The organism is Rhodoferax sediminis, from assembly GCF_006970865.1.
Lineage (GTDB): Bacteria > Pseudomonadota > Gammaproteobacteria > Burkholderiales > Burkholderiaceae_C > Rhodoferax_A > Rhodoferax_A sediminis.
The window spans coordinates 3,054,740-3,074,112 of sequence record NZ_CP035503.1; the positions used below are offsets into that span (position 1 = coordinate 3,054,740).

The 19,373-nt window shown below is 66.8% G+C and carries 20 protein-coding genes; 11 read left to right on the forward strand and 9 right to left on the reverse strand.

Annotated elements, in window-relative coordinates; translation table 11 throughout:
- The first annotated feature begins 215 nt into the window (after window positions 1-215).
- Window positions 216-626 carry a lactoylglutathione lyase gene (gene gloA / locus EUB48_RS14785; protein ID WP_077562548.1) on the forward strand — a complete coding sequence of 137 codons (411 nt, stop codon included), beginning with the start codon at window positions 216-218 and terminating at the stop codon, window positions 624-626.
- 67 nt (window positions 627-693) lie between these two features.
- Here gloA and eda read toward each other — a convergent pair whose 3' ends face one another.
- Together eda and EUB48_RS14795 are read right to left on the reverse strand one after the other, a co-directional pair.
- On the reverse strand, window positions 694-1,335 hold the full coding sequence (eda, locus tag EUB48_RS14790; RefSeq protein WP_142819859.1) for a bifunctional 4-hydroxy-2-oxoglutarate aldolase/2-dehydro-3-deoxy-phosphogluconate aldolase: 642 nt from the start codon (window positions 1,333-1,335) through the stop codon (window positions 694-696).
- Window positions 1,326-3,311 carry a dihydroxy-acid dehydratase domain-containing protein gene (locus tag EUB48_RS14795; RefSeq protein WP_142819860.1) on the reverse strand — a complete coding sequence of 662 codons (1,986 nt, stop codon included), beginning with the start codon at window positions 3,309-3,311 and terminating at the stop codon, window positions 1,326-1,328. The genes eda and EUB48_RS14795 overlap by 10 nt, the downstream gene beginning before the upstream one ends.
- A gap of 159 nt (window positions 3,312-3,470) precedes the next feature.
- Between EUB48_RS14795 and EUB48_RS14800 the strand changes: the two genes are divergently transcribed.
- Window positions 3,471-4,076: a gamma-glutamylcyclotransferase gene (locus EUB48_RS14800; protein WP_142819861.1), complete on the forward strand. Its 606-nt coding sequence runs from the start codon at window positions 3,471-3,473 to the stop codon at window positions 4,074-4,076.
- A 19-nt stretch (window positions 4,077-4,095) separates the two neighbouring features.
- Here the strand turns inward: EUB48_RS14800 and EUB48_RS14805 are convergent, their stop codons facing one another.
- On the reverse strand, window positions 4,096-4,629 hold the full coding sequence (locus tag EUB48_RS14805) for a nucleotidyltransferase family protein (RefSeq protein WP_142819862.1): 534 nt from the start codon (window positions 4,627-4,629) through the stop codon (window positions 4,096-4,098).
- A 61-nt stretch (window positions 4,630-4,690) separates the two neighbouring features.
- Here EUB48_RS14805 and pdxH point away from each other — a divergent pair, with 61 nt between their 5' ends.
- On the forward strand, window positions 4,691-5,341 hold the full coding sequence (pdxH, locus tag EUB48_RS14810; RefSeq protein WP_142819863.1) for a pyridoxamine 5'-phosphate oxidase: 651 nt from the start codon (window positions 4,691-4,693) through the stop codon (window positions 5,339-5,341).
- Window positions 5,342-5,374: 33 nt separating this feature from the next.
- Here the strand turns inward: pdxH and msrA are convergent, their stop codons facing one another.
- Window positions 5,375-5,914 (reverse strand): peptide-methionine (S)-S-oxide reductase MsrA, encoded by a 540-nt coding sequence (msrA, locus tag EUB48_RS14815; RefSeq protein ID WP_142819864.1) that lies wholly within the window; start codon window positions 5,912-5,914, stop codon window positions 5,375-5,377.
- Between the two features lie 40 nt (window positions 5,915-5,954).
- Window positions 5,955-6,857 (reverse strand): LysR family transcriptional regulator, encoded by a 903-nt coding sequence (locus EUB48_RS14820; RefSeq protein ID WP_142819865.1) that lies wholly within the window; start codon window positions 6,855-6,857, stop codon window positions 5,955-5,957.
- 156 nt (window positions 6,858-7,013) lie between these two features.
- Between EUB48_RS14820 and EUB48_RS14825 the strand changes: the two genes are divergently transcribed.
- The 3 genes from EUB48_RS14825 (at window position 7,014) to EUB48_RS14835 (ending at window position 9,348) form a co-directional block, all read left to right on the forward strand.
- Window positions 7,014-8,210, forward strand: a complete 1,197-nt coding sequence (locus EUB48_RS14825; RefSeq protein ID WP_142819866.1) for an acyl-CoA dehydrogenase — start codon at window positions 7,014-7,016, stop codon at window positions 8,208-8,210.
- An 83-nt stretch (window positions 8,211-8,293) separates the two neighbouring features.
- Window positions 8,294-8,959, forward strand: coding sequence for a protein-L-isoaspartate O-methyltransferase family protein (locus EUB48_RS14830; RefSeq protein WP_142821313.1), 666 nt, complete (start codon window positions 8,294-8,296; stop codon window positions 8,957-8,959).
- Between the two features lie 47 nt (window positions 8,960-9,006).
- Window positions 9,007-9,348: a rhodanese-like domain-containing protein gene (locus EUB48_RS14835; RefSeq protein ID WP_142819867.1), complete on the forward strand. Its 342-nt coding sequence runs from the start codon at window positions 9,007-9,009 to the stop codon at window positions 9,346-9,348.
- Window positions 9,349-9,357: 9 nt separating this feature from the next.
- On the opposite strand, the gene EUB48_RS14840 is transcribed toward EUB48_RS14835, so the two are convergent.
- Together EUB48_RS14840 and EUB48_RS14845 are read right to left on the reverse strand one after the other, a co-directional pair.
- On the reverse strand, window positions 9,358-10,659 hold the full coding sequence (locus tag EUB48_RS14840) for a 3-deoxy-D-manno-octulosonic acid transferase (protein ID WP_244618211.1): 1,302 nt from the start codon (window positions 10,657-10,659) through the stop codon (window positions 9,358-9,360).
- A complete protein-coding gene (locus tag EUB48_RS14845) occupies window positions 10,656-12,038 on the reverse strand; it encodes a phosphomannomutase/phosphoglucomutase (protein WP_142819868.1) in 1,383 nt (460 codons plus the stop codon). The genes EUB48_RS14840 and EUB48_RS14845 overlap by 4 nt, the downstream gene beginning before the upstream one ends.
- A gap of 115 nt (window positions 12,039-12,153) precedes the next feature.
- Here EUB48_RS14845 and EUB48_RS14850 point away from each other — a divergent pair, with 115 nt between their 5' ends.
- From EUB48_RS14850 to EUB48_RS14860, 3 genes are read left to right on the forward strand one after another with little or no spacing between them, the layout of a single operon-like run.
- A complete protein-coding gene (locus EUB48_RS14850) occupies window positions 12,154-13,806 on the forward strand; it encodes a DNA-3-methyladenine glycosylase 2 family protein (RefSeq protein WP_142819869.1) in 1,653 nt (550 codons plus the stop codon).
- Window positions 13,807-13,834: 28 nt separating this feature from the next.
- Window positions 13,835-14,365, forward strand: a complete 531-nt coding sequence (locus tag EUB48_RS14855; protein WP_142819870.1) for a methylated-DNA--[protein]-cysteine S-methyltransferase — start codon at window positions 13,835-13,837, stop codon at window positions 14,363-14,365.
- Window positions 14,362-15,312, forward strand: a complete 951-nt coding sequence (locus EUB48_RS14860; RefSeq protein WP_274595956.1) for a DMT family transporter — start codon at window positions 14,362-14,364, stop codon at window positions 15,310-15,312. The genes EUB48_RS14855 and EUB48_RS14860 overlap by 4 nt, the downstream gene beginning before the upstream one ends.
- Before the next feature lie 29 nt (window positions 15,313-15,341).
- Here the strand turns inward: EUB48_RS14860 and EUB48_RS14865 are convergent, their stop codons facing one another.
- Together EUB48_RS14865 and EUB48_RS14870 are read right to left on the reverse strand one after the other, a co-directional pair.
- The gene (locus EUB48_RS14865; RefSeq protein WP_142819871.1) at window positions 15,342-16,001 is read right to left on the reverse strand and encodes a DUF1345 domain-containing protein; all 660 of its coding nucleotides are present in this window, start codon (window positions 15,999-16,001) and stop codon (window positions 15,342-15,344) included.
- Between the two features lie 38 nt (window positions 16,002-16,039).
- Complete coding sequence (locus EUB48_RS14870) at window positions 16,040-16,993, reverse strand: MerR family transcriptional regulator (RefSeq protein WP_142819872.1); 954 nt, start codon at window positions 16,991-16,993, stop codon at window positions 16,040-16,042.
- A gap of 272 nt (window positions 16,994-17,265) precedes the next feature.
- Here EUB48_RS14870 and EUB48_RS14875 point away from each other — a divergent pair, with 272 nt between their 5' ends.
- Both EUB48_RS14875 and EUB48_RS14880 read left to right on the forward strand, forming a co-directional pair.
- On the forward strand, window positions 17,266-18,570 hold the full coding sequence (locus EUB48_RS14875) for an NAD(P)/FAD-dependent oxidoreductase (protein ID WP_142819873.1): 1,305 nt from the start codon (window positions 17,266-17,268) through the stop codon (window positions 18,568-18,570).
- A complete protein-coding gene (locus EUB48_RS14880; protein WP_142819874.1) occupies window positions 18,567-19,364 on the forward strand; it encodes a DUF1365 domain-containing protein in 798 nt (265 codons plus the stop codon). The genes EUB48_RS14875 and EUB48_RS14880 overlap by 4 nt, the downstream gene beginning before the upstream one ends.
- Window positions 19,365-19,373: the final 9 nt, after the last annotated feature.

The window sequence follows — 19,373 nt, forward strand, 5'->3', positions numbered from 1 at the left end:
GTTCGAATTTGTTTGAGTACGTTTCGATACGGTCGCTACAGTAATCCCGTTTCGCGTGTTTGAGCAGGCCGCGTTACAAAAAAGTTTGATCCAGATCAAGCTCGAATCAAGTCACGTCGAAGCGCCGGCGAGGGTCTGCCATTGGGCAGCCTCCCCCAGTGACCGTCGGCTACTTGCCGGATGCAGACTTCCCCCGCCCGCACGATAATCCGCTCATGAGACTCCTTCACACCATGCTGCGCGTCGGCAACCTGCAACGCTCGATCGACTTCTACACCCAGGTGCTCGGCATGAAATTGCTGCGCACGTCCGAGAATCCCGAGTACAAATACTCGCTCGCGTTCGTGGGCTACGGCAACAACCCCGAGCATGCCGAGATCGAGCTGACCTACAACCATGGCGTGGACCATTACGACATGGGCAACGCCTACGGGCACATCGCGCTCGGCGTGCCCGATGCCTACGCGGCGTGTGAAAAGATCAAGGCGTCCGGCGGGAATGTCACGCGCGAGGCGGGCCCCGTCAAGGGCGGCAGCACCGTGATCGCGTTTGTCACCGACCCGGACGGCTACAAGATCGAGCTGATCCAGCGCGCCGAGGGCGCGGGCGGCGCCGGCCTGCGCTGAGTCGTTCCCCGCGTAGCTGCGCTTTTAATAGCGGCATACGAAGACTGCATAAGGGCTACAGGCCTTTTTAACGCCTAAGTCCGGACGCTTCGCGTGCCAGCGTCTCGATGCGCGCCCAGTCGCCCTGCGCCAACGCGTCAAAGGGCACCAGCCACGAGCCGCCTACGCACGCCACGTTGGGCAAGGCCAGCAAGTCGGGCGCGTTGTGCAGCGTGACGCCGCCGGTTGGGCAGAACCGCACGTCGCCGAACGGGCCGCCCCAGGCTTTGAGCATGGCGGCACCGCCGGCCTGCATGGCGGGAAAGAACTTCAGCTCGGTGAATCCGTCTTCCTGCGCCATCATGATTTCGCTGCCGGTGGCCACGCCCGGCAGCAGCGGCAAGCCGAGTTCGCGGCAGGCGTGGCCGACCGCATGGGTGTAGCCGGGGCTGACGGCAAACCGCGCTCCCGCCATCGCTGCGGCCTGGGCGTCGGAGGCGCTGCGTACGGTGCCGGCGCCCACCACGGCCTGCGGCACCTCGCGCGCGATCAGCTCCATGCAGGCCAGCGCCTGCGGGGTGCGCAGCGTGATCTCCAGCATGCGGATGCCGCCGGCCACCAGCGCGCGCGCCATCGGCACGGCATGCTTGGGATCGGTCAGCACGATCACCGGGATCACCGGCGCGTCCTGCATCACCTGCAGGGCGGTCAACGTTGGGGTCACAGCCATGTGCAGGCTCCTTCTTCGGCGGTCAGGGCGTTGCGCCGCATGGCGCTGAACATTTCGCGGCCCAGGTCGTGCGCGTTCGCCGCGCGCAGCGCCTCAGGCATGACGGCGGCCTCGCGCGCAGCCCACGCGGCCTCGGGCAGCAGCACCTGCAGCGTGCCGGCCTCGGCGTCGAGCCGGATCAGGTCGCCGTCGATCACCTTGGCCAGCGGGCCGCCGGCCGACGCTTCGGGCGACACGTGGATGGCGGCCGGCACCTTGCCCGAGGCGCCGCTCATGCGGCCATCGGTCACCAGCGCCACCTTGAAGCCCTTGCTCTGCAGCACCGCCAGCGGCGGCGTGAGCTTGTGCAGCTCGGGCATGCCGTTGGCCTGCGGCCCCTGCCAGCGCACGACGCAAATCACGTCGCGATCCAGCTCCCCGGCGCGGAAGGCCGCATGCAGACCTTCCTGTGAATCGAACACGCGCGCGGGCGCTTCAATGATGTGGCGATCGTCAGGGATGGCCGACACCTTGATCACGCTGCGCCCCAAGTTGCCCTGCAGCAACTGCAGGCCGCCGTGCGGGCTGAACGGCTGCGCCGCGGGGCGCACGATGCCGGTGTCTTTGGACGCGCCGGCATCGCGCCAGAGCAAGCCCTCAAGCGCAGCCTCTTCGCTCGCGGCCGGGAGCAAATCAGTCACCTCTTCCGCCAGCGTCATCGGCACCAGATCGGCTGCTTTTTTTGCCGGCGCATGCCACTCAGGCACGCGCGTGTATTCGCGCAGGCCGCCGGGGCGCACCGTCAGCACGTCTTCGTGCATGAGCCCGGCGTCAAGCAGTTCGCGGATCACAAAACCCGGTCCGCCCGCGGCCTGGAACTGGTTCACGTCGGCCGATCCGTTCGGGTACACGCGCGTCAGCGTCGGCACCACGCCGGAGAGCGCGGCAAAGTCGTCCCAGTCGATCGTCAGGCCCGCGGCGCGCGCCACGGCCACCCAGTGGATCAGGTGGTTGGTGGAGCCGCCGGTGGCCAGCAAGGCCACCATGGCGTTGACGATGCAGCGCTCGTCCACGATCTTGCCGATCGGCGGGCACTTGGCCCCCACGCTCGGCACTGCGTGTCCTTCGCTGCCCCCCGAGGGGGCCCTCGCGCCTTGGGACGGCCCGGCGGCGCTCGCGCGCGTCCCAGTGCCCAGCACGGTGCGGGCCGCTTCGCGCGTGAGCTCGGCGCGCAGCGCGTTGCCGGGGTTCACGAACGCCGCGCCGGGCACATGCAGGCCCATGGCTTCGAGCAGCATCTGGTTGCTGTTGGCGGTGCCGTAAAACGTGCAGGTGCCCGGCGCGTGATAGGCGGCGGACTCGGCCTGCAGCAGCTCGGCACGCCCCACCAGACCTTGCGCCGCGCGTTCGCGCACCTTGCCTTTTTCGCTGTTCGACAGGCCCGAGGGCATGGGCCCGCCCGGCACGAACACGGTGGGCAAGTAGCCAAAATGCAGCGCGCCGATCAGCAGCCCCGGCACGATCTTGTCGCACACGCCCAGCATCAGCGCGCCGGCAAACATGTCGTGGCTCAGCGCCACGGCGGTGGCCATGGCGATCACATCGCGCGAGAACAGGCTCAGCTCCATACCCGGTGTGCCCTGCGTCACGCCATCGCACATGGCCGGCACGCCGCCCGCGACCTGTGCGGTGGCGCCGAACTTGCGCGCCTCGGCCTTGATCATGTCCGGGTAGTACTGCAGCGGCGCGTGGGCCGACAGCATGTCGTTGTAGGCGGTGACGATGCCGATGTTGGGCGCACGCGCGGTCACGACCTTGAGTTTGTCATTCGCCGGCATCGCCGCGAAGGCGTGCGCCACGTTGGCGCAGCCCATGCGGTCGGCGCTGGGCTCGCGCGCGGCCGCCGCTTCCAGGCGCTGCAGGTAGGCGCCGCGGGCGGGCCGGCTGCGTTCGCGAATGCGGGCGGTGACCGCTTCTACCGTGGCATTGAGTTTCATCGGCTCATCCAGAGTTGGTAACTAAATTACAACCGCTATCCTACTCCGGAACCGGCACAAATAGACCGAAAAGGGTTACCAGTGCGTTACCAAAACGAAAGCCGGGACGCGCCGGGCTCCTTCCCGGAGTTGCCGGCCCGGTCGCTGTAAAGTGCGGTTATGACAGAACCGCTCATGCCCGTGCGCGACCCGGGCCCCATGCTGGAGCAGGTACTGGCCGCCTGGGGTGGCCGCTCGGACTTGTGGATTTTTGGCTATGCCTCGCTGATCTGGCGGCCGGACTTTGAATTTGCCGAGCAGCGCGCCGCTCGCGTGCAGGGCTGGCATCGCGCGCTCAAGATGTGGAGCCGCGTGAACCGCGGCACGCCCGAGTACCCGGGCCTGGTGTTTGCGCTGCTCTCGGGGGGCAGTTGCCAGGGCGTGGCGTTCCGGGTGCACCGGCACGAGGCGTCCGAGGTGCTGTCCCGGCTGTGGCTGCGCGAGATGGTGACCGGCGTGTACGACCCGCGCTGGCTGCACTGCCGCACACCCCAGGGTCCGATCAGGTCGCTGGCCTTCACGCTGTCGCGCCACAGCCCGAGCTTCACCGGGGAGCTGACGCCTGCGCAGTACCGGCAGGTTTTTACCCAGTCGTGCGGACGCTACGGCACGACCCATGACTACGCGCACCAGACCTTGCACAGCCTGCGCGCGCAGGGCATCCATGACCGGGCTCTGCAGCGATTGCTGGAGCTGGCCGGCGCGCCAGCCGCGCCTCCAAAGTAACCGACGCGAAGCCCCGGCTTCAATGAGGCCGGGGCACCAGCACCTGTGCCCGCGCCAGGTCCTCCAGCGTATCGATGTCGGTCACGCAACCGATATCGTCCACTATTAATTCAATAGCGGCATGTGCACGTACCACGGGGGCTGCACCCTGATTTCCTTTCAAAGCCAGCAGCGCCGGGCCGCACGCGGCGCCAAACCCCACCGGGTGGCCGCGGCTACCCTGATAGACGGGTACGACCACGTCATGGGTCTGCAGCGCCGCCGCCACTTGCAAGAGCGTGGCGGCCTGAATCAGTGGCAAATCCGCGGGCAGAATCAGCCAGCCCGTCGCATCTTGCGTGGCACGCACGGCGGCGGCAATCGAGTCGCCCATGCCGGGGTGGCCCGCATCTTCCAGATGCCAGGGCAGGCCGCTGGCGCGCACAGCGTCCAGCGTGTGCTCCAGCACGGTTTTGCCGGCCAGCAGCGCCTGCAGCTTGTGCACGCTGCCGCCCGACGCCGTGAAACGCTCGCCCCGGCCGGAGGCGAGCACCAGAATGGTGGGTTGTTGCATCAGGGTCCCTTGACCGCGCGGTCGCGCCCCGGTGAAGGGCAGAGTTTCTATACTGCCAAGTATGACAAACACCGCCGCCCACCTTGCCGACCTGCGCAAAAGCTATGAGCGCGCCGAACTCGGCGAAGCCGCCTCGCACGCCGACCCGCTCAAGCAGTTCGACCAGTGGCTGACCGAAGCCATCGCCGCCCAGGTGCCCGAACCCAACGCCATGACGCTGGCCACGGTCGCCAGCAACCTGCGCCCCAGCACGCGCGTGGTGCTGATCAAGGGCTATGACGAGCGAGGCATTGTCTGGTTCACCAACTATGACAGCCGCAAGGGCCAGGAGCTGGCCGGCAATCCGTACGCAGCGCTGCAGTTCCACTGGGTCGAGCTGGAACGCGTGGTGCGCATCGAAGGCCTGGTCGAGAAGGTCAGCGACGAGGAAAGTGACGCCTATTTCAACAGCCGTCCGCTCGACTCGCGGATCGGCGCCTGGGCCAGCCCGCAAAGCCAGGTGATTGCCGGGCGCAGCGTGCTCGTGACCAACGCCGCCAAGTACGGCGCCAAATTCATGCTGCAGCCGCCGCGCCCGCCGTACTGGGGCGGCTTTCGCCTGCAGCCCGACAGGTGGGAGTTCTGGCAGGGCCGCAAGAGCCGGCTGCATGACCGGCTGCGCTACACACAAGAGAGCGACTCACGCTGGATCCGCGAGCGCCTGGCGCCGTAAACGCCCGGACCGGCAAAGGGCGCAGCGCCCGGCTCAATCCTTCACACGGTCCGCAAAGGTCTTGCGGAATTTCGCCACCTTCGGGCCCGCCACGGCCACGCAGTAACCCTGGTTCGGGTGCTTCTCGTAGAAATCCTGGTGGTAGTCCTCGGCGGGCCAGTAGTTGGTCAGCGGCAGCACCTCGGTGACGATGGGCGCGTCAAACAGCTTGTCCTGGCTCATCTGGCGGATCATGTCGTCGGCCACCTGTTTCTGCTCAGGCGTCGAGTAGTAGATGCCGCTGCGGTATTGCGTGCCCGTATCGTTGCCCTGCCGGTTCAGCGTGGTCGCGTCGTGCACCACGAAGAAGATCTCCAGAATCTCGCGCACGCTGATCTCGGCCGGGTCGTACGTGAGCTTGACCACTTCGGCGTGCCCGGTGTCGCCGCTGCAGACCTGCTCGTAGCTGGGGTTTTGGGTGTGCCCGTTGCTATAGCCGCTCTCCACATCGGTGACGCCACGCACGCGCACGTACACGGCCTCGGTGCACCAGAAGCAGCCGCCCGCCAGGGTGATGGTTTGCAAATCATTCATGTCGGTATTCCTTGATAGTTGAGTCTTCTGACTCGTGGCATCAGCGCGCGTTCCCGCGCGGCGGGGTGGACGCCGCGCGCACGGCACTGACAAATGCCGCCAGCGCCGGATTGTCGCGGCTGGTTTTCCACAGGCAATGCGTATCGTACGGCGTGGTGGCCTGCTGCAGCGGCACAAACGCCGTGCCGGCCATGGCCGACTGTTGCAACGCCGCCGGCACCAGCGCCACGCCCATGCCCTGCGACACCAGCGACACCACGCTGAGCCAATGCCGCAGCTCGTAGCGGATCTCCGGGTAAAACCCGGCCTCGGTGCAGATGGCCATGATCCGCTCATGGTAGTCGGGCGACACCGTGCGCGACACCACCGCAAAAGGCTCGCCCTGCAATTGGGGGAGCGACAGCGTGCGCTTGCGTGCCAGCGCGTGGCCGGCGGGCAGGCAGCAAACAAAGGCCTGGCGGGCCACCAGGATTTCGCTCAACTCGGGCGGCACGCGCGTGGTGTGCACAAAGCCCAGGTCGAGCCGGTCCTGTACCAGTTCCATCAGTTGCTCGCTCGAGCTCAGTTCCTTGAGCATCAGCCGCAGCAAGGGATGCCGGGCCTGAAAGCGCTCCAGGATCTTCGGCAGGCCGCTGTACAGCATGGTGCCGGCAAAGCCGATGGCCAGGCTGCCCGCCATGCCCTGCCCCACATCGCGGGCATGGCTGGCCGCCTGCGCCGCCTGCTCGAGCAGCGCGCGCGCCGCCGGCACGAAGGCCTGGCCGGCGGCAGTGAGTACGACCTGCTTGCTGTTGCGGGTGAACAGCCGGGCGCCGACGGACGCCTCCAGTTGCTGGATGTTCAGCGACAGCGGCGGCTGCGAAATCGACAGGCGCCGCGCCGCGCGGCCGAAGTGCAGCTCTTCGGCCAGAACGAGGAAATAGCGCAGGTGCCGGAACTCCATGGATACGAATAATATATCGTCGAATCGATAATAGATATTGGACAGATATTGGTCGCCGTTGAACAATAGGCGGACGATGTGGTCAGGCACCAAGCCACCAAGGCCACCGGCATCACAGCTCCTTCACTTTGCCCACCACCTCAAAGGACACATGACATGAAAGCCAAATTCAACTGGGAAGACCCGTTTTTGCTGTCGGAGCAGCTCAGCGACGACGAGCGCGCTATTCAAGAGGCCGCCCATGCCTTCTGCCAGGAAAAGCTGCAGCCGCGCGTGCTGATGGCCGCCCGCCATGAAAAGTTCGACCGCGAAATCATGAACGAAGCGGGCGCCATGGGTTTCCTGGGCTCGACCATTGAGGGCTACGGCTGCGCCGGCCTCAATTACGTCAGCTATGGCCTGGTGGCGCGCGAGGTGGAGCGCGTGGACAGCGGCTACCGCAGCGCCATCAGCGTGCAGAGCTCGCTGGTGATGCACCCGATCAACGAGTACGGCTCGGAGGCGCAGCGCCAGAAGTATCTGCCCAGGCTGGCCACCGGCGAATGGGTCGGCTGTTTCGGCCTGACCGAGCCGAACCACGGCTCCGATCCGGCCAGCATGCTCACGCGCGCCAAGCCGGTGGACGGCGGCTACATCGTCAAGGGCGCCAAGATGTGGATCACCAACGCGCCGATTGCCGACGTGTTCGTGGTCTGGGCCAAATTGGCCGACCCTGACGGCAAGGTCGGCGGCCAGGAAAGCATCCGCGGCTTTGTGCTCGAAAAAGGCATGAAGGGCCTGTCCGCGCCCAAGATCGAAGGCAAGATGAGCCTGCGTGCCTCCATCACCGGCGAGATCGTGATGGACGACGTGTTCGTGCCGGCCGGGAATCTGCTGCCCAACGTGAGCGGCCTGAAGGGCCCGTTCGGCTGCCTGAACAAGGCGCGCTACGGCATCGCCTGGGGCGCTCTGGGTGCCGCCGAAGACTGCTGGCACCGCGCACGCCAGTACACGATGGACCGCGTGCAGTTTGGCCGCCCGCTTGCCGCAAACCAGCTGATCCAGAAGAAGCTGGCCGACATGCAGACCGAGATCGCGCTGGGCCTGCAAGGCTGCCTGCGCGTGGGCCGGCTGATGGACGAAGGCAAGGCCGTGCCCGAGATGATCAGCCTGATCAAGCGCAACTCGTGCGGCAAGTCGCTCGACATCGCCCGCATGGCGCGCGACATGCACGGCGGCAACGGCATTCACGACGAATACCATGTGATCCGCCACATGATCAACCTGGAGACGGTCAACACCTACGAGGGCACGCACGACGTGCACGCGCTGATTCTGGGCCGGGCCCAGACCGGGCTGCAGGCGTTTTACTGATCCAGGATGCCGACGCGCCGGGCCGGCCCTATAAAATGGGAGGTTTGTGCTGACCCCCCGGAGAAAACGCGATGACGATCCCGATGAATTTCGAGCAGGCCCGTTTCAACATGATCGAGCAGCAAATCCGCCCCTGGGATGTGCTCGACAGCCATGTGCTGCAGCTGCTGTCGGTCGTCAAGCGTGAAGACTTCGTGCCGCTGGCGCACAAGGCGCTGGCCTTTGTCGACATGCAAATCCCGCTGCCGCCGCACACGCACCCGAGCCAGTGCATGCTCGAGCCCAAGGTGGAGGCGCGCATCCTGCAGGAAGTGGGCGTGCTAAAGCACGAGACGGTGCTGGAAATCGGCGCCGGCTCGGGCTACATGGCGGCGCTGCTGGCGCACCGCGCGCAGCGTGTGGTGTCGCTGGAGATCAATCCGGAACTGGCGCGAACCGCCCGCGGCAACCTACAACGGGCCGGCATCTACAACGCCGAAGTGCGCGAGGCCGACGGCGCCCAGGGCATCCTGGCCGAGGCGCCGTTCGACGTGATCGTGCTCAGCGGCTCGGTCGCCCAAGTGCCGCAGGCCCTGCTCGCCCAACTCAAGGTGGGCGGCCGGCTGGCGGCCATCGTCGGCGACGACCCCGTGATGCGCGCCACCATTGTCACGCGCGTGGGCGACAACGACTGGCGCACCGTGCAGCCGTGGGACACACTGGCGCCGCGCCTGATGAACTTCCCCGAACCTTCCCCGTTCGTTTTCTGAGCCCGTCCGCCCCCATCGTCATCCCCCCTTTTCTGGAACCCCACACCATGATTTCCGAAGTCAGCCCCGCCCACCTGTCTGACTGGTTGCAGGCCGCCCGGGCGCACGGCCAGCCCGTCGTGCTCGATGTGCGAGAGCCTCAGGAACTGCAGACCGCCAGCATCCGGGCCGGGGATTTTGCGCTGGTGACGATTCCGATGGGGGAGATACCGGCACGGCTGGCCGAGCTGGACCCGGCGCAGCCGGTAGCCTGCCTGTGCCACCACGGGGGACGCAGCCTGCGCGTGGCAACGTTTCTGGCGCAAAACGGGTTCGAGCACGTGGTCAACATCACGGGCGGCATCGACGCCTGGTCACAGCAACGCGACCAGGCCGTGCCGCGTTACTGAGCACCGACTTTACGATCCCAGCAGCGCCACCACGGCAGCCGCGGTCTTGTCGGCCGCACCCCGGTGCGCCGCCGCAAACCCGGTGCCGCGCTCGGCCATGGCCGTTCGGCCGGGTGCGTCGCGTGTCAGCGCCAGGGCCGTTTGCAGCGCCACCGCCATGGAGTCGGCCCGGCGGGCCGCGCCGGCGGCTTCGGCCAAGCGGGCAGCCTGCGCAAAATTGAAGGTCGACGGCCCCATCACCACCGGACAGCCGCAGGCCGCCGCCTCGATCAGGTTCTGCCCGCCCAGCGGCTCGAAACTGCCGCCGAGCAGCGCCACATCGGCCAGGCCGTAGTACAGCGCCATCTCGCCCAGCGAGTCGCCCAGCCAGACGTCGGCGGCCTGCGGTTGCGACGCCCAGGCACTGCGCCGCGACACACTCAAACCGTGTCGCTCGATCAACGCGGCCACCTCCTCGAAGCGCTGCGGGTGCCGCGGCACGATCAGCCACTGCACTTTGTTCGCTATAGATTCAGTAGCTACTTGTGTATGCACGGCCTGGGCTTCAGCCCGAATTGACTGAAGAATCTGGAGAAACTGGGCTTCCTCGCCCTCGCGCGAACTGGCGAGCAAAATCACGGGCCGACCGCACGCCGCGCGCCAGGCCTTGCCCTGCGCGATTTGCGCCGCGTCGGGCGCCGCATCGAACTTGAGATTGCCGAACACCGCGCTGACCGGCGCACCGAGCTGGCGCAGGCGCTGCGCACCGATCTCGGTCTGGGCCCACACGGCGGCCAGAGACCGGTAGGCCGGTTTGGCGATCCAGGCCAGGCGCAGCGCGTTGCGCAGCGATTTCTCACTCAGCCGCGCATTCGCCAGCACCAGCGGCACACCCGCCTGCCGGCAGGCCGCCGCCAAGTTGGGCCACACCTCGGTCTCCAGCAGCACGCCGATGCGCGGCTTGAAGTGTTGCAAAAATCGCTGCACCGCGCCCGGCGTGTCCCAGGGCTGCCAGACCTGAATATCCCCCGGCTGCAGCAGGCCGGCGCCCTCGGCGCGTCCGGTCGCCGTGCCGTTGGTGAGCAGCAGGCGCATGCCGGGCAGGCGCTGGCGTAATTGCTTGATCAAAATGGCGGCGGTCCGCGTCTCGCCCAGCGACACCGCGTGCAGCCAGATAAAACCGGCACCGGACGGCGCGTCGTAGTAGCCAAAGCGCTCCTGCACCGCCTGCAGGTAGACGGGCTCCGCCGCGCCGCGCCGCGCCAGCTTGCGGCGCAACAGGGGCTGCGCCAGCCACATGAGCAGCGAATAGAGGCCGCGCAGGACGCTCAATGCGCAGCTTCCTCGATCGTCGCGTCGGGCTTGACCTGGCGCAGCAGCGCCAGCATCTCGCCTTCGATGCGCTGCAGGGCCTCGGGCGTGTGGCCCTCGAAGCGCAGCACCAATACGGGCGTGGTATTGCTGGAGCGCATCAGGCCGAAGCCGTCCGGCCAATCCACTCTCAGGCCGTCGATGGTGTTGATGCGGGCCGGCGCCGCAAAGTTGGCGAGTGCCACCGCGCGGGCCACCACCCCGGGCGGCTCGCCCTCGGCGCATTTCACATTGAGTTCGGGCGTTGAAAAGCTGGTCGGCAGCGCGTTGAGCACGGCGTTGGCATCGGGCGACCGGCTCACGATCTCGAGCAGCCGGCACCCGGCATAGGTGCCGTCATCAAAACCAAACCAGCGCTCCTTGAAGAAGATATGGCCGCTCATCTCGCCACCCAGCGGCGAGTCGATCTCTTTCATCTTGGCCTTGATCAGCGAGTGCCCGGTCTTGTACATCAGCGCCTTGCCGCCGGCCGCCTCAATGGCGGGCGCAAGACGCTGCGAGCACTTCACGTCGAACACGATCTCGCCGCCCGGCACGCGCGAGAGGACGTCCTGCGCAAACAGGATCATCTGCCGGTCCGGGTAGATGGTGTTGCCGTCCTTGGTGACGATGCCGAGCCGGTCGCCATCGCCGTCGAAGGCCAGGCCCAGTTCGGCATCGGAGGTTTGCAGGACCTGGATCAGGTCGCGCAGGTTCTCGGGCTTGCTCGGGTCGGGATGGTGGTTGGGGAAGTTGCCGTCGACCTCGCTGAACAGCTCGGTCACCTGGCAGCCCAAGGCGCGGAAGATGGCGGGGGCCGATGCGCCCGCCACGCCGTTGCCGCAATCGACCACGATGTGCATGGGTCGCGCCAGCTTGGCATCAAGCACGATGCGCGCCTGGTACGGCGCCATCACATTGATGTGACGGATGCCACCACCCGGCTGCAGCACCCAACTCTCCTCTTCCATCATGCGGCGCAGCGCCTGGATGTCTTCGCCGTAGATGGCGCGGCCGCACATCACCATCTTGAAGCCGTTGTAGTCCTTCGGGTTGTGGCTGCCGGTCACCTGGATGCCGGAGCCAGCCAGCGTGCTGGCGGCAAAGTACAGCATGGGCGTGGTCACCATGCCAACGTCGATCACGTCCATGCCGGCGGCCAGCAGGCCGCGCACCAGCGCCGCGCTCAGCGACGGGCCGCTCAGGCGTCCGTCGCGCCCGACCGCGACCGCGCGCTCGCCCTGCGTGCGCGCGATGGTGCCAAACGCACGGCCGAGCGCCTCGGCGACCTGCGGCGTCAGCGTGGACGGCACCACGCCGCGAATGTCATAGGCCTTGAAAATGGAGGGCGCCAGCTGCATTGAATGATTTCCCTGGAGAGGTTGTTGCGCTGCTCGGGATTGTAGGCGCCGGCCCTGCGAGGGACATGTCCGAAAACGGCTAGTCAAAGTGGCCGCGCCGCGTATCATCAAGCCCATGAGAACCCTCGACGCGACCCGCACCGACGATGCCCGCTACCTGGCCCTGAAGGCCCGGGACGCCCGCTTCGACGGCAGCTTTTTCACCGGCGTGACCTCCACCGGCATCTACTGCCGACCGGTCTGCGGCGTGAAGACGCCCAGGCGCGAGAACTGCCGCTTCTTCAGCCACGCCGCGCAGGCGGAGAGTGCCGGCTTTCGCCCCTGCCTGCGCTGCCGCCCCGAATTGGCACCGAACTCGATTGCGTGGTCGATCCAGGATGCCTCCTACATCCTGGCGCACCAGGCGGCCCGGCTGCTGGACGAGCCGGAAACCTGGGAAAGTAGCGCCCCCACGCGCGTCGCTTCGCGTACTGCGCTGCCCCTCGAGGGGGCGCATTTCACCTTGGGGCGGCCCGGCGGCGAAACCCCGGCCTCGCCATCGATGGAGCAGCTGGCGCGCAGGCTGGGCGTGAGCGACCGCCACGTGCGGCGGATTTTCGAGGCGCAGTTCGGCGTCTCCCCGGTGCAGTATCTGCAAACCCGCCGCCTGCTCACGGCCAAGCAATTGCTGGCCGACACCGACCTGCCCATCACGCAGGTCGCGCTGATCAGCGGCTTTGGCAGCGTGCGGCGCTTCAATGCGGCGTTCGTGGCGCACTACAAACTGAACCCGACACAGCTGCGACGCGCGGGCGCCGCGCCAGCGGGTCCGGGCATCAGCGTGCGGCTCGGCTACCGGCCGCCATACGATATCGACGCGATGCTCGCGTTCTTCGGAAAACGGCAACTGGGTGCTATTGAATTCGTAGCTACAAGCCAGGACCATCCAAGGGCTGGCATGACTTTTTGTCTTGAATCGGGTGGACGCACGCATGCCGGCTGGCTGGTCGCCGAATTCGACGGGGCGCACCATCAGGTGATTTTGCGCGTGAGCGATTCGCTGCGCGACGTGCTGCCCCAAGTCATCCGCCGGGCGCGTGCCGCATTCGACCTGGATGCCGACCCGCTGGCCATCAACAGTGTGCTGAACCCGCGCTTTCCGCAGGGCGACGGGCTGCGCGTGCCGGGCACGCTCGATGGCTACGAGCTGGCCGTGCGGGCCGTGCTGGGCCAGCAGATCACGGTGGCGGCGGCACGCACGCTGGGCACGCGGCTGGTGGAGAAATTCGGCGCGCCGATGCAAACGCCGTTCCCCGAACTGACGCGGCTCTTTCCCGCACCGGCCGTGCTGGCCCAGGTCGGCGGCGATGCGCTGGGCCAGCTCGGCATCGTGCGGCAGCGCCAGGCGGCCATCGTGGCGATCGCGCGCGCGGTGGCCGAGAAGCGCCTGCAACTGCATGGCGGAGCCGATGTGGGCGCCACGATAGCTGCGCTCAAGGAGCTGCCCGGCATCGGCGACTGGACGGCGCAGTACATCGCCATGCGGGCGCTGCGCTGGCCCGATGCGTTTCCGGCCGGCGATGTGGCGCTGCAAAAGGCGCTGGGCGTGCTTGAGCCCAAAAACCCGCTGCGCGCGGCGCGCGAGGCCGAGGCCGCATCAACGGCCTGGAAGCCCTGGCGCAGCTATGCCGTGATCCGCGCCTGGGCCACCTTGCCCGAGCCCGTTAAAAAACCAACAACTACTAAAAAGATAGCCATAAGTCCATGCAACACAAGGGCTACAGCCTGAAATGACCATGAATCAAAAGGTGAATGAGATGAAATTCGATACGTCAGTCGTGCAAACCACCTTCAACAGCCCGCTCGGCCCCGTCATCGTGGCCGCCACCGACCAGGGTTTGGCCGGCGTCTGGTTCGACGGCCAGCGCCACCTGCCCGACAGGTCCAGCTGGCGTGTCGACGACCGGCACCCGGTGCTGGTGCGCGCCGTGCAGCAGCTCACCGAGTATTTCGCCGGCCGGCGCACGGCGTTCGACCTGCCGCTGGACCTGCATGGCGGCACGCCCTTCCAGCAATCGGTCTGGCACGCGCTGCTCAAGGTCCCGCGCGGAGCCACCACCAGTTATGGCGCCTTGAGCTCAGGGCTCGGCAAGCCGGCGGCCGTGCGCGCCGTCGGGGCCGCCGTGGGACGCAATCCGATCAGCGTCATCGTGCCGTGCCACCGTGTGATGGGCTCGGATGGTTCGCTGACGGGCTACGCGGGCGGCCTCGATCGCAAGGCAGCGCTTCTCAAGTTAGAGGGCGCTGCCGTGCGTCCCCAGGCAGCCCGGCAGGAGAGCCTCGTTTGACGCCCGCCGCTTCTTCGTCCACCGCCCAACCGGGCGGCCCGGCCTGGGTGAGCGATTTCGTGTTGCTGTCCGCCATCTGGGGCGCTTCTTTCATGTTCATGGATCTGGCCGCGGCGGAATTCGGCGCTGTCCCCACGGCCGCCGTGCGCGTGAGCATTGCCGCGCTGTTCCTGTTGCCACTGCTCTTGAAGCGCGGGTTGGGTCCGCAGCTACGCCTGCACTGGAAACCGGTGTTTCTGGTGGGGCTGCTCAACTCGGGCATTCCGTTTGCTCTCTACTGCTTTGCGCTGCTGACGATCTCGACAGGGCTGTCGGCCATCCTCAACGCCACGGCGCCGCTGTTCGGCGCGGCGGTGGCGTGGCTCTGGCTGAAAGACCGGCTCAGTGCCTCGCGCACGCTGGGCCTGCTGATCGGACTCTCGGGGGTCGCCCTGCTGGTCTGGAACAAGGCAGACGGGGGTCCGAACCCGGCAGGCGCTTCCAGCCGGGCCAACCTGCTGGCGATCGGCGCCTGCCTGCTGGCCTGCCTGTGCTACGGCACAGCGGCCAGTTTTACCAAGCGCTACCTGACCGGCCTGCCGCCGCTCTTGACCGCGGCCGGCAGCCAGCTCGGCGCCGCGCTCGGGCTGGCGCTGCCCGCGCTCTGGTTATGGCCCGCCCATATGCCCGGCATCAGGTCCTGGCTGTCGCTGCTGGCGCTGGGCGTGCTGTGTACCGGCCTGGCCTACATCCTGTTCTTCCGGCTGATCGAACACGCAGGGCCGGCGCGCGCCCTGGCCGTCACCTTCGTGGTGCCGGTGTTCGCGGTGCTGTACGGTGTGGCGTTCCTCGGCGAGATTGTTACGCCCTGGATGGCGCTGTGCGCCGCCGTGATCGTGTGCGGCACGGCCTTGTCGACGGGCCTGCTCAAGCTCGGGCGCCGAAACCGGCTCCCGGCCTCCCACTGAAACCGGCGGCGCCCAAGCCGCACCAAGCGCTACTGGATGGCGCCGGCGATCACGTTGATGCTGAGCGCGAGCACCACCATGTTGAAGGCAAACGAGGTCACGCTGTGGATCAGCATCAGGCGGCGCATCTCGCGCGAGGTCACCTGCACGTCGGAGACCTGCGAGGTCATGCCGACCACGTAGGCACAGTACATGAAATCAAAATAGTCCGGTTCCAGCTTGCCGGGGAAGTCCAGCCCGCCGCCGTTCGGGCCCGGCTCCAGCAGTTCCTGGTAATAGCGGTGCGCGTAGCGGAACGCAAAAATGGTGTGCATCAACAGCCACGAGCAGGCCAGCGCCGTCATCGCCAGAATCAGATGCCCGGTGCGCTGCGCGGCCGACAGCCCCTTGACGCTCTGCAGCATCAGCACGATCGCCGCCACGCTGGCCAGCACCAGCACCAGCACCAGCAGGAACAGGATCATGCGGGACTGGTCCTGCGCCTGCGCGCGCTCGCGCGTGCGATCCGCGTCAAACTCCACCGCCAGCCACCAGGACAGCACCAGGAAGCAGCCCGCACCCACGCACCATCCCAGTAAAACGCGGCCCTGCATCGTGAGTGGCAGCGGCAGCCAGGTCGTCGCCACAGCCGCCGCAATGGCGTACCCCAGTCGCTGGTGGCTTGTTGTTTCGGAAAAGTGTTTGCGCATGCCAGCGATTGTGGCGTGGAAAACAGAAGTCGTTGACGTTAAGCTCCCTTCGCGTGGAGCGCAACATCGCGCTCTTCGCGTCGCCAGTGAGCTATCTGGTCGGGAAGGGATTCCAGTGCCTGCACCGCCAGCACCCCCTCCAAAGTGCGCTGGTAGAGAACAGGACATTGACCGCCGACCCAGATTGCGGTCTTGGGGCCGAGCTGGCGCCGCAAATCGCGCAGGCCAGCGACGACGACGTGGGGGCTCAGGGCCGCTGTAAAGCTCAAGGCCACGATGTCCGCGTCATGCGCCTGCGCTGCCTGCACGATGTCGCCCATTGGCGTGCGCGTGCCCAAGGACAGGCAGGCGCAACCTTCCAGTGCAAACAAGGCCTCGGCCATGAGGAGCCCCAGGCCGTGCGCTTCCTGCGCAAACGTGGTCAGCACCACCCGGGGGACACCGGCGCCCAGGGGTGGCGGAATGCTGCCAATGGCGTTGCGCAGGACGCCCGTCACACATTCCGTGTACAGGTGCTCTTCGAACACCTGAAACCGGCCGTGCATCCACTCGTCCCCCACAGCGATGTTCAGGGGCGCCACGACCGTCGTGACGAAACGCACCAGTCCAAGCCGCAACGCGGCCTGATCCAGCGCTCGCCGCAAAGGGTGTATGTCGTGACGCGCGATCAAGTCCATGTAACGGCCAAGCTCGGGCTCGTCAGACGGGCCGGAGGGCGTCAAGGGTCGGGCCGCAGACAGCGCCCGCAGTGCATGCGGCTCCAGCGCCACGATGCGCCCCGGGCGATGCCCCGCATCCAGCAGGCGCCGGATGATGTGCAGGCGCTCGACCTGTTCGGGCGGATAGGCGCGATCGCCCGCGCTGTCGCGCTTGGGGCATGGAAATCCGTAGCGACGCTCCCATACGCGCAGGGTGTCTTTGGACAGACCGGTATCGCGCTCCACGGCAGCAATGGACAGGCACTGCGGCAACGCGCGCTCGTCGTCATTCATGACGCATCAAACCCCTGATTGCAAAAAATCCGCATCCAAAACCCCTGGGATCGCGTAGAGAACATCAACCCGATTAAAGCGCAATTGGACAAATTGTGCTGAAGTAATTAAACTGTCCTAGACAAATATATTTTTCGACCAATACAAATGACTTCAACTTTCGATGTTCCGGCAGTCACGGCGCTGTCGCCTTTATCGCCTTTATCGCGTTTGGCGCGGATGGCGGGCCGCAGACCCATCGCGACCGCCGAGCCGTTCTCCCGGAGCGCGTCATGAAGGTGGCGATCGTTGGCTCCGGTATCTCCGGCCTGGCCGTGGCCCACAAGCTGCAGGGCCATGCCGACATCACGCTGTTCGAGGCGGGGGACTATTTTGGGGGTCACACCCACACGGTCGATGTCACGCTGCCCACGCCGCAGGGCGAGATCACGCATGGCGTGGATACCGGCTTTCTGGTGTTCAACGAGCTCACCTATCCCCACCTGATCGCACTGCTGGCCGAGCTGGACGTAACTACTGCCAGGTCGGACATGTCGTTCTCGGTCCGGGTGCCGGGCGCCTTGCGCGGGCGCGCGCTGGAGTGGAGCGGCTCCAGCCTGTCCACCGTGTTCGCGCAGCGCAGCAACCTGGTGAACCCGCGATTTCTGGGCATGCTGGCGGACCTGCTGCGCTTCAATGCGCTGGCCAGCCGCATCGCCGGCGCCCATGAAGAAGCCGCGCTGACGCAGCCGCTGGGTGAGTTCTTGAAGGTACACCGCTTTGGCGACGCCTTTCGCGACTGGTATTTTTTGCCCATGCTGGGCTGTATCTGGAGTTGCCCCACGGACCAGATGCTGCGGTTTCCGGTCGCTACCATGATCCGCTTTTGCCATAACCACGGCCTGATCCAGGTGAGCAACCGGCCCCAGTGGCACACCGTGCTGGGCGGTGCCAGGCACTATGTCGACAAAATCGTCGCGCGCATCGCACACAAGCGCCTGAACACCCCGGTTCGCCGCATCGAGCGCGATGCCGCAGGCGTGCGCGTGGTGCTTGATTCCGGCGCCGAGCGCTTTGACCGGCTGGTTCTGGCCACCCACTCCGATCAGGCGCTGGCCCTATTGCATGACGCAACGGCGCAGGAGCGGGAGGCGCTGGGCGCCATACGCTACCAGCCGAACCGGGCCGTGCTGCACACCGACGCCTCGGTGCTCCCCGAGCGGCGCATCGCCTGGGCCGCCTGGAACTACGAGCGCGCGCAAGACAGCGGACGCGAAGCCGCACGTGTCTGCCTGCACTATCTGATCAACCGGCTGCAGCCTGTGCCATTCGGCCAGCCTGTGGTGGTGTCGCTGAATCCGGTGCGCGAGATTGCCGCGCAGCATGTGATCGGCGAGCACGAATACGACCACCCGGTCTTTGACCTGCAGGCCATCCGTGCCCAGCAGCAAGTGGCGCAACTGCAGGGTGAACACCACACGTGGTTTTGTGGCGCCTGGACGGGTTACGGCTTCCATGAAGACGGGCTCAAGTCGGGCCTGGCCGTGGCGCAGCAGCTGCTCGCAGAGATTCAGGCGCCGTGGGCGCAGGCCGCATGAATCATCCACCCGCGTCCCGTGTGCCGGCCCCGCTGATCGGCTTTGGCCAGGTGCGCCATACGCGGCTGCGCCCCAGCCGCCACGCGTTTGCCTACCCTACGTTCTTCCTCATGCTGCCCATGCGCAGCCTGCGGGCGCAGCCGCAAACGCATGCGGGACTGGCCATCAACCGGCGCGGTGCCATCAGCTTTCACGACGCCGACCACGGCGACGGGCGCGCCCCCCGCGAAGGCGGCGCCCTCGCCTGGCTCGACGCGCTGCTGCGCGCCGAAGGCATCACCGATGCCACGGGCGAGGCCTGGCTGCACTGTTATCCGCGCGTGTGGGGGTACACCTTCAAGCCCGTGAGCTTCTGGTATTGCCACGCCGGCGACAACAGCCTGCGTGCCATCGTGGTCGAGGTCAACAACACCTTTGGCGAACGCCACTGCTACCTGCTCGATGCGCCGCGCTACGGCGCGGAGCTGCATGCCCGCAAGGTCTTTCACGTTTCGCCGTTCTGCGACGTCAGTGGCGGCTACCGCTTCCGCTTCCTGCGCACCCGCCATGGCGGCGAGGACCGCACCGTGGTGCGCATCGACCACGACGACGAGGACGGACCGCTGCTGCAGACCAGCGTAAGCGGCCAGCTGCTGCCCATCACCCCGGCCACGCTGCGCCGCGCCCTCTGGGGCTACCCCGGCATGACGCTGGCGGTGATGGCCCGCATCCACTGGCAGGCACTGCAACTATGGATGAAGCGCCTGCCCTTTCACCGCAAGCCCGCCCCACCCGACGCCCCCGTGACCCGTTGACAACCCGCC